Raw genomic sequence first — 13,605 nt, 5'->3', positions numbered from 1 at the left:
CGGGGGCGAATCACCGATATCAATACCCCCCGGCTAGGAGGAGGCCGCGGTTCACCGATGACCCATACCATTCCTCTTCGGCCATGACGCGACACCGCGGGCAAGCTGCGTGATCCGGGTCCAATCACCATCCCGGATAGCATCGGATGGTGTCACCCAAGATCCGCCGACGCATCCGACATTCGGCTCGCCCAGATACGCCTCCACCGTAGCGGCGGTGATGCCGCCGGTCGGACAGAACTGGATCTTCGGTAGCGGTCCCGCCACCGCTCGGAGGTACGGAATACCTCCCGCGGCCTCAGCGGGGAAAAACTTCATCTCAGCCTTCTTGCGGTCGAGAACCTTAAGCATCTCCGAAATGGTAGCAACACCCGGTAGATATGGCAGTCCGCTGTCCTCCATCGCGTCTAGCAGCTGATCGGTGCATCCGGGACTGACCAGGAAGTGTGCGCCGACGTCCACGGACTTCCTTGCCTGATCGCTCGAGGTGATCGTCCCAGCGCCAACGAGAATGTCCGGCACTTCCGTCGTGACCAGTTTGATCGCCTGAAAGGCCGCGTCGGTGCGCAGTGTAACCTCCAGGATGTTCAAACCTCCAGCGACGAGAGCACGGGCGAGCGGCACCGCTGTTCGGATGTCATGCACGACAACGACCGGTATCACTGGCGCGATGTTGAGCAGAGACGAAGGGCGTGAGATCGAGGTCATACCGCTACCGTCAGCACGCTGGCGCCGGAGTCGGCTGGACCGACAACGCGCCGGAACGCGGCGAAGAGCTCGCGTCCGGTCCCTGTCCCCGCGTCCGAGTCCAGTGACTTCTCTGTCGACTCACGACCGCTGAGATCAGTGCCGATCACCTCAAGCGAACCAGTCGTAGCGTCCAGCCGGATGACGTCGCCGTCTCGTACACGGGCGATAAGCCCGCCCGCAGCAGCCTCCGGAGTGACATGGATCGCGGCAGGAATTTTTCCCGAAGCGCCGGACATCCTTCCGTCTGTCACGAGAGCAACCCTGTGGCCGCGGTCCTGTAGCACCCCGAGGGCCGGGATGAGTTTGTGAAGCTCAGGCATGCCGTTGGCGCGTGGGCCCTGGTAGCGGATGACTGCCACGAAATCACCGCTAAACTCGCCCGCCTCGAATGCGGCAAGAAATTCCGCCTGGTCGTCGAAAACCCTCGCTGGTGCCTCAGTAAGCAGATGTTCGGCTCGTACCGCAGACGTCTTCACCACCGCCCGACCGAGGCCGCCGCTGAGCATACGCAAACCCCCATCGGGCGCGAAGGGGTGGGACACCTGCCGCAGCACGTCCCCATCGAGGCTCTTTGTCGCCCCGCTTCTCCAGAGGAGCTCGTCACCTACCAGGACCGGTTCCTGCCGGTAGTGATGAAGCCCGACGCCCGCGACGGTGCGGACGTCACCGTGCAGCATACCTGCGTCCAGCAGTTCGCTGATGAGGAACGCTGTTCCTCCGGCTGCATGGAAATGGTTCACGTCGGCAGGGCCATTGGGGTAGATTCGTGCAAGCAATGGCACCGCGGCCGAGAGGGCATCGAAATCGTCCCAGGTCAACCGTATTCCTGCGGCAGCGGCAATTGCGACGAGATGCATGGTGTGGTTTGTCGAGCCGCCACTGGCGAGCAAGCCGACAACGCCGTTCACGATCGCGCGCTCATCAATAATCTCGCCGATTGGTGTGTGGAACTCGCCGAGAGTGGTCAGCTGGGTGATCCGATGCCCGGCAGCGGCGGTGAGGGCGTTGCGCAGATCAGTATCCGGGTTGACGAAGCTGGCACCTGGAAGGTGCAGGCCCATGATCTCCATGAGGAGCTGATTGGTATTGGCCGTGCCGTAGAACGTACACGTTCCCGCGCTGTGATAGGCGGCTGCCTCCGCGTCGAGGAGCTGCTGTCGACTGGCCTTGCCTTCGGCGTACAACTGGCGGGTGAGGCTCTTGGTCGCGTTGGGCAACCCGGAGGTCATCGGCCCGGCAGGGACAAGAATGGCCGGTAGGTGACCGAAGGACAGCGCACCGATAACAAGCCCGGGGACAATCTTGTCGCACACGCCGAGTAGCAGCACGCCGTCGAACATGTCGTGTGCCAGCGCCACCGCCGTTGCCATCGCAATCACATCACGACTGAACAAGGACAGTTCCATACCCGCACGGCCCTGGGTAATGCCATCACACATTGCGGGCACACCGCCGGCGAACTGCGCGACACCACCAGCCTCACTCACCGCGCGCTTGAGAACCGCGGGATAGGTCTCAAACGGCTGATGGGCCGAGAGCATATCGTTGTATGCTGAAACGATTGCAATGTCGGGCTTGGCCGCTCCGCGGAGTTCAATCTTCTCTGCCGGAGCGCACGCAGCGAAGCCGTGCGCAAGATTAGCGCACCCTAGACTGCTCCGTGTCGGGCCCGCCTGGGCTGCTGCCTGGATGCGGGATAGATAAGCTTCGCGAGTTTCCGCACTGCGAGCCGCGATCCGTTCAGTCACCTCAGCGACAATCGGGTGCAGGACCGTGTTCACACTCATTCCGATATCTCCTCATGCCACGTGCGGCCGTCACGTTCGATCAACGCGATCGCTGCAGCAGGTCCACCAGTTCCAGCTACGTAGCGCCTCGGCGATTCATTTGACGCCGCCAGAGTGGCCAGGATGGGCTCCACCCACGCCCATGCGGCCTCGACCTCGTCGCGTCGCATGAACAACGTCGGGTTGCCACGAACGACGTCCATGAGTAGCCGTTCGTAGGCATCGGGCAGGCGTGACTTGAAAGTCTCGGCGAAGCTGAGGTTGAGGTGGACCGGACGCAATCGCACGCCGCCCGGACCCGGTTCTTTAGCCATCAAGTGGAGGCGCACGCCCTCGTCAGGTTGCAGCCGCAGCACAAGAGCGTTGGGAGAGATCGTATCCTTGATACCTGGGAAGATTGAATGTGGAACCGGTCGGAACTGAACCACGATCTCTGATGCATGACGATCTAGCCTCTTGCCGGTGCGCAGGTAGAAGGGTACCCCGGACCAGCGCCAGTTCTGGACCTCGACCTTCAGCGCCACAAACGTCTCGGTGGTACTCGTGCTCCCATCAACTTCGTCCTGGTAAGAAGGAACTGGAACTCCTTCTACGATTCCAGCCGTGTATCGGCCTCGGACGACGCACCGTTCCACGTCACCGGGTGTCAGTGGCAATAGGGCCTGAAGAACCTTTAGCTTCTCGTCGCGGACCGCCTCGCGGTCAAGTCGGCTGGGTGGTTCCATCGCCACCAGACAGAGCAGCTGCAAGAGGTGATTCTGCACCATATCACGTATGGCACCCGAACCATCGTAATAGTCGCCGCGCCCTCCGATACCGATTGTTTCTGCGACCGTAATCTGCACGTGGTCGATCGCGCCAGAATTCCACAGCGGCTCGAGAAGGGAGTTGGCGAACCTCAACACAAGGAGGTTCTGAACGGTTTCTTTACCAAGATAGTGATCAATGCGAAATATCTGATCCTCAGCAAAGACCGCACCGACTTCATCGTTAATCCGGCGCGCGGAGATCAGATCATGTCCAAGCGGCTTCTCGAGGACCACCCTGGAGTTGTCGGTCACTAATCCGTTGGTTTGCAAGCCTGCGCAGGTTGGCCCGAACAGTTGTGGGGCGCAGGCAAGGTAGAAAACGCGTGCACGGTCTTCTCCGTCCGCCAGAAGCGTCCGCAGTTCATCCCAGGTGCTGTGTTCTGCCACGTCGACCGTGATGTGGTGCAGGCGTTGGAGGAAGCGAGTCAGGACATCCGGCTCGTGTATTATCTCCGGGACGAACCGACGCAGTTCAGAATCAACCTTGTCGCGGTATCCGGCATCATCGAGCCCGGCGCGGGACACTGCGATGACCCGCGAATCACGGGTGAGTTGCCCGTCCCGGTCGCGGTGGTACAGCGCTGGCATCAGTTTTCGCATCGCCAGATCCCCTGTGCCGCCGAAGACTACTATCTCGCAGGGGGAAACCGATGTAAGCTGCGGCATGGGTTCTCCTATCGAAATGAACCTGCCGCACGGGTTGCCGCACTGCGCGTGAGCGAGGTTCTGCATGTCAGTATCTCGTTTGTCGCCGGCCGAGAAGCTATTCGGATGGGAACTGTGAGGCACCGATGTGGCAGCGGCCGTTTCTGCGCCAGGGGCACCGGAAACTGCGCTAGTCGCACCAGGAAGATGTCGAGCGCGATCCGACTTCACTCCAACTGTAGCCCTAACGGGGCTAAGCCTGATAACTGCAAGATTCCCGATATGAATTCTAATGACGACAGACGAACTTACCCTCAGCTATCCGATTGCCAGGCCTATCCGACTAACAAGACGACCAAGATAGTTGAGCGCCGAAAAACTGGCGCTTACCAGGAATTTCATTCAGGCCATCAGACCGCTTTGAGTAGTAAGTCGATTGCGCAGGCGACTGCTAAGTCTGCCGGTTATCCGACGGTCATCGCAGGAGATTTCTGACGGCCGGTGTCAGATGTCGGTTCCAAGGCGGGTCGGCGCCAGGGGCCGCGCAGGTCAGCGCAGCAACGTGGGAGGCGAACACGAGGGCACTGCGGGCTCCTTGCTGGTCTAGGCATTCGAGGCGACCGCCGAGATGGCCGTTCTGATGGAGCCAGTGCAGGAGGCCAGCAGAGAAGGCATCGCCTGCACCGATGGTGTCGACGACCTCGGTGCGTACTGCCGGCACGTCGATCAATGCGCCCCGGAAGGATGCGAGTACACCTGCTTCGCCTCGAGTAACGATGACGAGTTGGATTCCGGTTTCGATGAGTTCGCCGATAATCCGTTCGGGAGTGGATCCCGGAGCTAGGTGGGTGAGGTCATCTTCACTGATCCGGAAGATATCTGCGAGTCGGTACCATTCCTTCAATCTTGACCGGTAATGTTCTGAACTCACCAGCGTGGTGCGCACGTTTGGATCGATGGAAACTGTAGCGTGCTCCCGGATGGACTCCAAGAGCTCTTCGACGATACGACCCCCAGGCTCCATGATCAGTCCGAGTGAGCCGGCGTGGATACACGATGCTCCCTGTAGCCGCGCTGGGTGCAGTTCACCCGGGCGCCACTGCCAGTCGACGGTCCCATTCGCGTAGAACTCATAGTGCGCTACCGAGTTCTCCACCGACGTGATCGCAAGTGTCGCGGGTTCATCCGACCATGTACTCAAAGATAGATCGACCGAGGAGTCATTGAGGCGTCGCGCAAACAGCCCACCAAGAATACCGCAGGGCAGCCTGCTAAGGAATCTGGTCGGTGTGCCGAGCCGACCGAGGGCAACTGCTGTGTTTGCGGGGCTGCCCCCAGGGAAGATCTGCCACTGCATCGGACCGCTCGGTGTTTCCGATGGTTGGACAATGGCGTCGGCGACGTTCTCTCCGACCACGGCGACGTAACCGGTCACTGGCTTGTCTTCCTTCGGATGGCTCGGATATGCGGCCATGGGCGACGGCCGGTCCTGACAGACTAGCCGCGGCTGGTGTACGGCCTGTTCCTACGGGCTCGTGGCTACGCTCCTGCAGGCGCGGGTCCCCCTGTGGATGTTGCGCCGGTCATGATGGCTACCACCTCGGGCATGGTGCACTCCGTCGGTAGTACGACCGCAGCCCGCCGCCCCAGCCGCTGGATGTGGATGCGGTCCGCGACTTCGAAGACATTTGGCATATTGTGGCTGATGAGGATGACCGGCAGGCCGCGGTCCCGGATGCGCCGGATGAGGTCGAGGACTTGTCCGGTTTCCCGGACCCCCAAGGCGGCTGTGGGCTCGTCCATAATGACCAGTCGCTGGGCGAAGGCCGCTGCCCGGGCGACGGCGACCCCTTGGCGTTGACCGCCGGAAAGGTTCTCGACCGGGCTCGTCATCGATCGGAGGCCGATTTTCAGTTTACTCATTTCCTGCTCGGCCTGGTGCTTCATCGCCGGCTTGTCTAGGATCCGCAGGTAGCGGCCCAGTGGTCCTTTGCGTCGGAGTTCGCGGCCCAGAAACATGTTGGTCGCGATGTCTAATGCGGGCGCGACCGCGAGGTCCTGATAGACGGTCTCAATGCCATACCGGCGGGCGTCGGTGGGGTTATGAAAGCGGACCGGCTCACCGTCGACCAGGATCTGTCCCTCGTCTGGGATGAGAGCGCCGGAGAGCGCCTTGATCAGACTGGACTTGCCAGCCCCGTTGTCGCCAATGACCGCAAGTACCTCGCCGACGCGAAGATCGAAGTCGCAGCCGTCCAGGCACGTGACCTGTCCGTATCGCTTCACCAGGCCACGGGCTTCGAGTACGATGTCTTTCCGCCCGCTATCGGCGGTTTGAGGCGCACCGCTATCGATGGTTTGCGGCGCACGGTAATCCATGGTTCCTCTCATGCTTTTCTCCTGCGAGCGAGTTGGTCAATGGCCACGGCGAGGATGACCAGAATGCCAGTGATAAGCACCTGATAGATGGATTTGGTGCCGATGAGCTGCAGGCCGTTGCGGATAACGCCGACGATGAGCGCGCCCAGGAGCGTGCCGGCCACGCTGCCGCGGCCGCCAAAAAGGCTGGTTCCGCCGAGTACGACAGCCGTGATGCTGTCCAGGTTGTCGGTTTGCCCTGCGTTGGGGTCGCCGACACCGGTACGGGACACGAGCAGCAGGGATGCGATGCCGTAGATAAAGCCGGCGACAGCGTAGACCGTGAGCACGACCCGCCGGGTACGGATGCCCGTTAGGCGGGCACCCTCCGGGTTGTCGCCGACGGCATAGATATGCCGGCCGGCGGAGGTCTGGGTCAGAATGCACCAAGCGATTCCGAACAAGGCGATCATCAGCAGGGAACCATAAGTGATTTCCGTCTGGCCGACGTTGAACGTCTTACCAAGATAGGTGAGCGCTGCGGGCAGGTCGGAAATAGTCTCCTCATTGGAGTAGATATGAGTCAACGCGAAGGCGATATTCAACGTTCCGAGTGTGACGATAAAAGGCGGCAGCCGAATCGTGGTCACCAAACCACCGTTGAGAAGCCCAAAGGCGGTACAGGCCAGTAGACCGAGACCGATCGCCAGGAATGGGTTGAGCCCAGCATCGACCGCGAGCTTCGTTATCAAGATGTTACCCAGAGCCATGATCGCGCCGTTGGACAGGTCGATGCCGGCGGTCAGGATGATCAGGGTTTGGCCGATCGCGAGGGTGCCGACCACCATGACCTGCTGGAGAATGAGGGAAAAGTTTCCGCCCGTCAGGAACCGGTCGGACTTGATACTGAAGAACAATCCGGCCAGCACCAGGGCGATCACCGGGCCGAGGGTCGCCAGGTCCGGTGCATTTTTGGCGAATGAGCCGACGCTGTTGCGGAGCTTTATCTCAGCCCCGGCAGCCTTCGTTGATGCCATACGGATCCTTGTTTTCAAGACGGGGCTACAGGCACTCTGAGTCCGGCCGGACGGCGGGTAAGACCTCCCACCGCCCGGGCCGAACCGTCCAGTTAGCGCGGCCAACTTGCGCCGGGCACGCAGATGAGGCTGTCTGTAGGCAGCCTCCGTGCGCTATGCCGAGGCGTTAGGAACTATCATCCCCAGCAGTTATCGAGACCGAATTCGACGTTCTCCGAGTCAATGCCGGCCACCGGCTTGTCGGTGATCAAGGTGACGCCGGTGTCCACGTACCCGGACGGCTTGGTGCCGTCGGTAGCGTAGGAAAGGACTGCGTCCACGCCCCGCTGGGCCATCTTCAGCGGGTACTGCTGCGACGTCGCGGCAATCTTGCCATCCTTCACTGCCTCAACGCCTGTGCATCCCCCATCAACGGAGACGATTGTGACGTCGTTCTCCTTGCCAGCGGCGGCTATCGCAGTGTAGGCGCCGAGCGCAGCTGGTTCGTTGATCGTGTAGACGAGGTTGATGCCCGGGTCCTTCTGCAGGCAGGTCTCCATTGCCGCCTGACCCTTGGCCTGGTCACCCTGGGTATCCTGGCTACACACCACGCTCGCCGCGCTTGCCGGCTCGCTCGCGGTGCCAGACACCTCTGCCGCACCAAAACCAGACAGGAAGCCGTTGTGCCGCAACGTGCCAACCGCGATGCCGGGCGCGAGGTCAAGCATCGCGATCTTCACCGACTTCCCACCGGTGAGGCCCTTGGCGTATTCGCCGATCAAGACCCCGGCCTGGAAGTTGTCCGTCGCGAACAGCGCATCCACCGCGCTCTGCGGATCCGTCGGGCTGTCGAGCGCGATGACAAGGACACCCTTCGCCCGCGCCTTCGCGATCGCCGGGATGATCGCCTTAGTGTCGCTAGGTGTGATCAGGATGCCCCGAGCCCCCGAGGCAACCATGTTCTCGATCGCGGTCACCTGGCCGGCGTTGTCGCCGTCGAACTTGCCAGCCGCGGTGAGCAGCTTGACCCCCTTGGCCGTAGCCGCCTTCTCCGCGCCTTCCTTCATCTTGACGAAGAACGGGTTGGTGTCGGTCTTGGTGATCAGACCCACGACCGCCTGGTCCGTCCCGCCGCTCGCGCTGCCGTCCGATGAACTGCCACAGGCCGACAGCACGAGTGCTGCTGCAGTGGGCAGCACCAAGAGGGCTGCGCTGCGCCGCCACCAACCACGCACCGGGCGACGGCGGGGCCGTCGGGCCACCTCGATGACGGCCGTTGCAGCGCCTAACGGCACCGTGCTCCGATCCCCATCTGGCCCTACCGATCCCGGCATTGCTATCTTGTCGGACACGTGGTACCTCCCTGCGACCTGCCCCCATCACCTTCATTGCTCCGGGGTTGTGCTGGAATGTAGCCCGGGCCACAGTAGGAGCGCAAGCGCTTGCGCGAACGCTTTCCAAACTTCCAGGCGCGACGTCCGGTAGGGAGATCGCATGGTCAAGATGGCGGACGTGGCGAAGATCGCCGGAGTCTCCGTGTCCACGGTCTCGCATGTGCTCAACGACACACGCGCGGTGCGGGCCGAGACCCGCGCGGCCGTGCTCGCAGCTATCGAACAGACCGGTTACACACAGAACACGATCGCGCGTGCGCTCGTCACAGCCAGTAGCGGCCTGATCGGCCTTTCCATCCCGGTGATCACTAACCCCTACTTCACCGACGTGATCCACGCGATCGAGACGAACGTGTCTGCGACCGGTTACACCCTGATCCTCACCGATTCACGCGAGGATCCCGAGCATGAGCTCCGGGCCCTCCGGGCGCTCCTGCAACGTCGGATCGACGGGTTGATCATCGTTCCGGCCGCCGGCGATAATCAGCTGGCGTTGGAGCACCTCGCCGCAAGCTCCGTGCCGACGGTGCTCATCGACCGGCTGGCGTCAGCCGACTTCGATCAGGTCGGACCAGACAACGAGGAGCCGAGCGCGCAGCTCGTAGAGCACCTCGCCGACCTGGGACACGACCGGATCGGCATGATCGCCGGCCTGAGTGGTCTCACCACCACCCGCGAGCGACTGGCCGGTTACCGGCGGGGACTAGCCCGGCATGGACTGCTCTATGACGAGATGCTCGTCGCCGGCGGCGGCTCCCAGATCGAGGGTGCCAGGGCAGCCGCCCACACCCTGCTGGCACTGCCGAATCCACCGACCGCGCTGGTCGTCGCCAACAACCTCATGACGATCGGCACCATGAAGGCACTGCGGGAGACAGGCCGGCGGGTGCCCGACGACATCGCGCTTACCTGCTTCGACGACTTCGAATGGGCAGACTTCTTCTCACCCCGACTGACCACCATGGCCCAGCCACGCGTTGAATTGGGCAACGTTGCGGTGGAGTTGCTGATGCGACGCCTCGCCGACCCTAAAATACCTCCGCGTACGGTCCGACTCACCCCCCAGTTCATGCATCGCGACTCCTGCGGCTGCACACTCGAACAACGAATGGCGACGGGCCAGGACAAGGAGGTCAGCAACCCTTCCAGCCCGCCAGTATGACCCAGGCAGATGCACGTGATATACCGTTGACCCGTCCCTTATTGTCCTCTGGATGAGCGTGGCTCGAGTGCGCTGATTTCCGGCGCCGCCAAATCGGCCGGAGGGAACCTCCGGGTTATACGCGTCGCACCGATTTAGATTTTTGAGCTCCCGCCGATTCTGGCCCACTCGATGTACTTTTCCAGGCGCCGGACCCAACACTGTTCAGCGCTATGGAACGGGTACTGCAGGGATGAGTCGCGGTTCACCCAGCCATGCGATATTTGCTGCAACGAGGTACCGTGAAGATCACCAAAAGAAGACGTCAATTTTTTGTGGTCGCTACCCTACTCGGCGGTGCGCTAGTGCTCGCTGCTTGTAGTCCATTCAGCAAGTCAACGACCAGCTCGACGTGCAATACCCCCGGAATCACCGCTGACGAGGTCCACCTAGGGCTCTTGATGTCCGATAGTGGTGCGGGAGAATCGATGGCCCCGCCGTTCCGGGCGGGCGTCGACGCCCGCCTGGGCGTGGCGAACGCGGCCGGAGGGGTTCACGGACGCAAGGTTACCTACGCGGCGCGAGACGACCAGTCGGCATCGGCGGTCAATTTTACTTCGGCCCGAGAGCTCCTCACCACGGACCAAGTATTTGGAATGATCGAGGCGAGCGCGGAGGCGTCTGGTTCGTCAGCATTTCTACACGACTCTGGGATCCCGGTCGTGGGTATAGCAATGGATCCCACCTGGGCCTCCAACGACAATATGTTTAGCTTTACCAACATTATGGCAAAGAATTCTACCGTAAGCGTCTGGGGCGATTTTGTCGCAACCCAGGGCGGCCGTCGCGCATTGATATTAAAGCGCACAGCATCTGCGGCCTCAAATATTCTCGCAACGAAATTTGCCTCTAGTCTGCAGGCTGCTGGAGTAGGTGTTGTCGGAAATAGCGAGATCAGTCCTCTGATGCTTGTTCCCGCCGTTCTCGGCGAGGAGATCAAAGCTATCAAAGCCGACACTATAATATTTGCCATGGACACCGAGAGCGCTTATCGAATCGTGGCAGCGGCCCGATTAGCCGGTGCGGAAATCAGGGTCGCTCTGGTGCCACCGGATGGCTATGACCCCCGAGCACTCCACGATTGGGGAAGCGCCATCTCTGGCACATTTTCTTATGTTCCGATCACACCATTTGAGGTGAGCGCCCCCGTCTACCGCGGATTCTTCAACGCCATGGCCTCCTACGCACCTCAGTTGAAGCCACCGAATCAAGCCTACGCGGTGGAGGGCTGGATCGCCGCCGATATGTACCTGCGCGGCCTGGCCATTGCGGGGACCTGCCCGACCCGCGCAGGGTTCATCAGCGGCCTGCGGTCCGTTCAAGCCTACGACGCTGAGGGGCTGCTGCCCACGTCGTTGAACATCAGCACGAGCGTTGGCGAGATCATCCCGTGCCTGCACTTCGTGCAGGTCGCGCCTGATGGGACCCATTTCACGCAGGTAACCCCGACGCCGTTGTGCGGCAGGCGGCTGGCGACGGACGACTGAGAGAGTCTGCCGTGCGAGCGATCAGCACTAGTAGGACTTGATGTCCACCATGGAGTGACTGGTGGGGCCGATGGTGATTGTAGTGATCGATATAGACGGTGAGGAGGGTGATCAGGTGTCGTCCGCTGAGGATGAGGAGGTGGTCGTGCCGGGCGACTTGACGGCGCAGCACGGCGAGGCCGCGGCGGACCACGAGGATCTCGGCGTCTTCGCCACCAAGCTGCGGGCCACCCCAGCTGGAGCCAGCCGTCCAGTCGACAGACGACGAGGCAGATGAGCTGAACCGCCATGGCCCGGATTCATCCCCGTCGTGCTGTCCCGGTCAAAAACACATGTAGCCGACAGGGGTACATGTTTCCGATCACTTCCGGGGGGGAACCCCTATCGATCATCGGTGATACAGAAGTCCTGGCCCGGTCCTACGCACCAATTTCGGACACCTACAGGGTCTGCAATGGAAAATGGCCCGCACGCCTAAAACGAACTACCAGCAACCCAGGGTCCCGGTACCCGGGTTACGGAATAACCTTAGGATTTGACCGTGCCACGAAAAGCCAAGATAGTTTGCACCCTCGGCCCGGCCACCAACTCGCCCGAGATGGTCCGCGCCCTCGTCGACGCCGGAATGGACATCGCCCGGCTCAACTTTTCGCATGGATCCCACGAACAGCATGCGGCGGCCTACGCGCTTGTGCGGGGGGCCGCCGAGGCCTCCGGCCGCAGCGTCGGAATCCTCGCCGACCTGCAGGGTCCCAAGATCCGGCTCGGTAGATTCGCCCACGGCGGCGTGACTCTGCTGCCTGGACAACACTTTACGGTCACCGTCCGTGACATCTTGGGTGATCAAGAGCAGGTCGGCACCACCTACGCCGGGCTGCCCCGAGACGTCTCCGTCGGAGAGACCATCCTCATCGACGACGGTCGGCTGAACCTGCGCGTTGACGGCGTCGAGGACACTGACGTGCGCACCACCGTCGTGATCGGCGGCAAGGTCATCGACAACAAGGGCATGAACATCCCGAGCGCGGCCCTGACCGTGCCGGCGCTGTCCGAGAAGGACGCCGCCGACCTGCGCTTCGCGCTCGAGCTCGGCGTCGACATGATCGCGCTGTCCTTCGTCCGCTCAGCCGAGGACGCGGCCGCGGTCCGTGCGATCATGGACGAGGCCGGGATCCGTGTCCCGGTCCTCGCGAAGATCGAGAAGCCGCAGGCCGTGGACGAGATCGATGGGATCATCGAGGCGTTCGACGGCCTCATGATCGCCCGCGGCGACCTCGGTGTCGAGCTGCCGCTCGAGGACGTCCCCCTCGTCCAGAAGCGGGCCGTGAGCCAGGCCCGTGAGCGGGCGAAGCCCGTCATCGTCGCCACCCAGGTCCTCGAGTCGATGGTGAGCGCGCCGCGACCTACCCGGGCCGAGGCGAGCGACTGCGCCAACGCCGTCCTCGACGGCGCCGACGCGATCATGCTCTCCGCCGAGACGAGCGTCGGAACCTATCCGATCGAGGCCGTCTCGACGATGTCGCGGATCATCAAGACCGCCGAGGCCGACCTCGGGCGAATTCCCCCGCTGCAAACGGCGCCCCGCACCCTCGGCGGCGCCATCGCCCAGGCGGCGGTGAGTGTTGGCGAGGCCGTCGAGGCCCGGTACCTGGTCGCCCACACCGTCAGCGGCGACACGGCCCGCCGGCTGATCCGTTACCGCAGCTCCGTCCCGGTGCTCGCCTTCACCCCCATCCTCGGCGTGCGCAACCAGATGGCGTTGCTCTGGGGGGTCGAGACGATCCTCGTCCCGTTCGCGGAGAGCACGGACGAGATGCTCCGCCAGGTCGACACCGCCCTGCAGCAGATCGAGCGCTGCCGACCCGGCGAGCTCGTCGTGGTCGTTGCGGGCACGCCGCCCGGCGTCGCGGGCACGACGAACACGATGCGGGTGCACCGCATCGGCGAGGCAATCTGATCGAAGATCCTGATCGGTGCCCTGGCTCCCACAGCGCATCGTGGTGCCTGTGGGATGTAGGTGCCCGAAATCGGTGTCCATAGGACCGGGCCAGGACTTCTGTATCACCCAATGATCGATAGGCCTTCACCCCCGGGAAGCGATCGGAAACATGTACCCCTGTCGGCTACATGTGCTCTTGACCGGGAGAGCACCACGAGG

11 protein-coding genes are annotated in these 13,605 nt (G+C 62.4%); 4 read left to right on the top strand and 7 right to left on the bottom strand.

All coding sequences use genetic code 11. From position 1 onward, the window contains the following. Positions 1-51: 51 nt before the first annotated feature. The 7 genes from eda to FREUN1FDRAFT_RS22625 all read right to left on the bottom strand — a co-directional run bounded on the left by eda (position 52) and on the right by FREUN1FDRAFT_RS22625 (position 8,717). Positions 52-708 carry a bifunctional 4-hydroxy-2-oxoglutarate aldolase/2-dehydro-3-deoxy-phosphogluconate aldolase gene (gene eda, locus FREUN1FDRAFT_RS22650; protein WP_006542543.1) on the bottom strand — a complete coding sequence of 219 codons (657 nt, stop codon included), beginning with the start codon at positions 706-708 and terminating at the stop codon, positions 52-54. Beyond that, entirely contained in the window at positions 705-2,537 is a 1,833-nt protein-coding gene (gene edd / locus FREUN1FDRAFT_RS22645) for a phosphogluconate dehydratase (protein WP_006542542.1), read from the bottom strand. Before edd ends, eda begins: the two co-directional genes overlap by 4 nt. Next, positions 2,534-4,012, bottom strand: coding sequence for a glucose-6-phosphate dehydrogenase (gene zwf, locus FREUN1FDRAFT_RS41810; protein WP_006542541.1), 1,479 nt, complete (start codon positions 4,010-4,012; stop codon positions 2,534-2,536). Before zwf ends, edd begins: the two co-directional genes overlap by 4 nt. Positions 4,013-4,466: 454 nt before the next feature. Next, positions 4,467-5,426: a carbohydrate kinase gene (locus tag FREUN1FDRAFT_RS41805; protein WP_006542540.1), complete on the bottom strand. Its 960-nt coding sequence runs from the start codon at positions 5,424-5,426 to the stop codon at positions 4,467-4,469. A gap of 104 nt (positions 5,427-5,530) precedes the next feature. After that, positions 5,531-6,382 carry an ATP-binding cassette domain-containing protein gene (locus tag FREUN1FDRAFT_RS22635; RefSeq protein ID WP_006542539.1) on the bottom strand — a complete coding sequence of 284 codons (852 nt, stop codon included), beginning with the start codon at positions 6,380-6,382 and terminating at the stop codon, positions 5,531-5,533. Then, positions 6,379-7,386, bottom strand: a complete 1,008-nt coding sequence (locus tag FREUN1FDRAFT_RS22630; RefSeq protein WP_006542538.1) for an ABC transporter permease — start codon at positions 7,384-7,386, stop codon at positions 6,379-6,381. The genes FREUN1FDRAFT_RS22635 and FREUN1FDRAFT_RS22630 overlap by 4 nt, the downstream gene beginning before the upstream one ends. 176 nt (positions 7,387-7,562) lie before the next feature. Next, complete coding sequence (locus FREUN1FDRAFT_RS22625; protein WP_006542537.1) at positions 7,563-8,717, bottom strand: sugar ABC transporter substrate-binding protein; 1,155 nt, start codon at positions 8,715-8,717, stop codon at positions 7,563-7,565. Positions 8,718-8,859: 142 nt separating this feature from the next. On the opposite strand from FREUN1FDRAFT_RS22625, the gene FREUN1FDRAFT_RS22620 reads away from it, so the two are divergent. From FREUN1FDRAFT_RS22620 to pyk, 4 genes are all read left to right on the top strand, one after another. Beyond that, positions 8,860-9,921, top strand: coding sequence for a LacI family DNA-binding transcriptional regulator (locus tag FREUN1FDRAFT_RS22620; protein WP_006542536.1), 1,062 nt, complete (start codon positions 8,860-8,862; stop codon positions 9,919-9,921). A gap of 281 nt (positions 9,922-10,202) precedes the next feature. Further along, a complete protein-coding gene (locus FREUN1FDRAFT_RS22615) occupies positions 10,203-11,447 on the top strand; it encodes an ABC transporter substrate-binding protein (RefSeq protein WP_232295348.1) in 1,245 nt (414 codons plus the stop codon). A 70-nt stretch (positions 11,448-11,517) separates the two neighbouring features. Then, positions 11,518-11,724, top strand: a complete 207-nt coding sequence (locus FREUN1FDRAFT_RS22610) for a hypothetical protein (protein WP_006542534.1) — start codon at positions 11,518-11,520, stop codon at positions 11,722-11,724. Positions 11,725-11,988: 264 nt separating this feature from the next. Beyond that, positions 11,989-13,404, top strand: a complete 1,416-nt coding sequence (gene pyk / locus FREUN1FDRAFT_RS22605) for a pyruvate kinase (RefSeq protein ID WP_006542533.1) — start codon at positions 11,989-11,991, stop codon at positions 13,402-13,404. Positions 13,405-13,605 lie beyond the last annotated feature (201 nt).

The organism is Parafrankia sp. EUN1f (assembly GCF_000177675.1).
Taxonomy (GTDB): domain Bacteria; phylum Actinomycetota; class Actinomycetes; order Frankiales; family Frankiaceae; genus Parafrankia.
The sequence above is the reverse complement of the archived record's forward strand: the minus strand, read 5'-3'. Positions and strand labels throughout refer to the sequence as shown.

What these genes read in the sequence shown, in the direction of transcription:
- eda (WP_006542543.1), bottom strand. Translation starts at nt 708, where the DNA reads ATGACCTCGATCTCACGCCCTTCGTCTCTGCTCAACATCGCGCCAGTG.
- edd (WP_006542542.1), bottom strand. Translation starts at nt 2,537, where the DNA reads ATGAGTGTGAACACGGTCCTGCACCCGATTGTCGCTGAGGTGACTGAA.
- zwf (WP_006542541.1), bottom strand. Translation starts at nt 4,012, where the DNA reads ATGCCGCAGCTTACATCGGTTTCCCCCTGCGAGATAGTAGTCTTCGGC.
- FREUN1FDRAFT_RS22635 (WP_006542539.1), bottom strand. Translation starts at nt 6,382, where the DNA reads ATGAGAGGAACCATGGATTACCGTGCGCCGCAAACCATCGATAGCGGT.
- FREUN1FDRAFT_RS22630 (WP_006542538.1), bottom strand. Translation starts at nt 7,386, where the DNA reads ATGGCATCAACGAAGGCTGCCGGGGCTGAGATAAAGCTCCGCAACAGC.
- FREUN1FDRAFT_RS22620 (WP_006542536.1), top strand. Translation starts at nt 8,860, where the DNA reads ATGGTCAAGATGGCGGACGTGGCGAAGATCGCCGGAGTCTCCGTGTCC.
- FREUN1FDRAFT_RS22610 (WP_006542534.1), top strand. Translation starts at nt 11,518, where the DNA reads ATGGTGATTGTAGTGATCGATATAGACGGTGAGGAGGGTGATCAGGTG.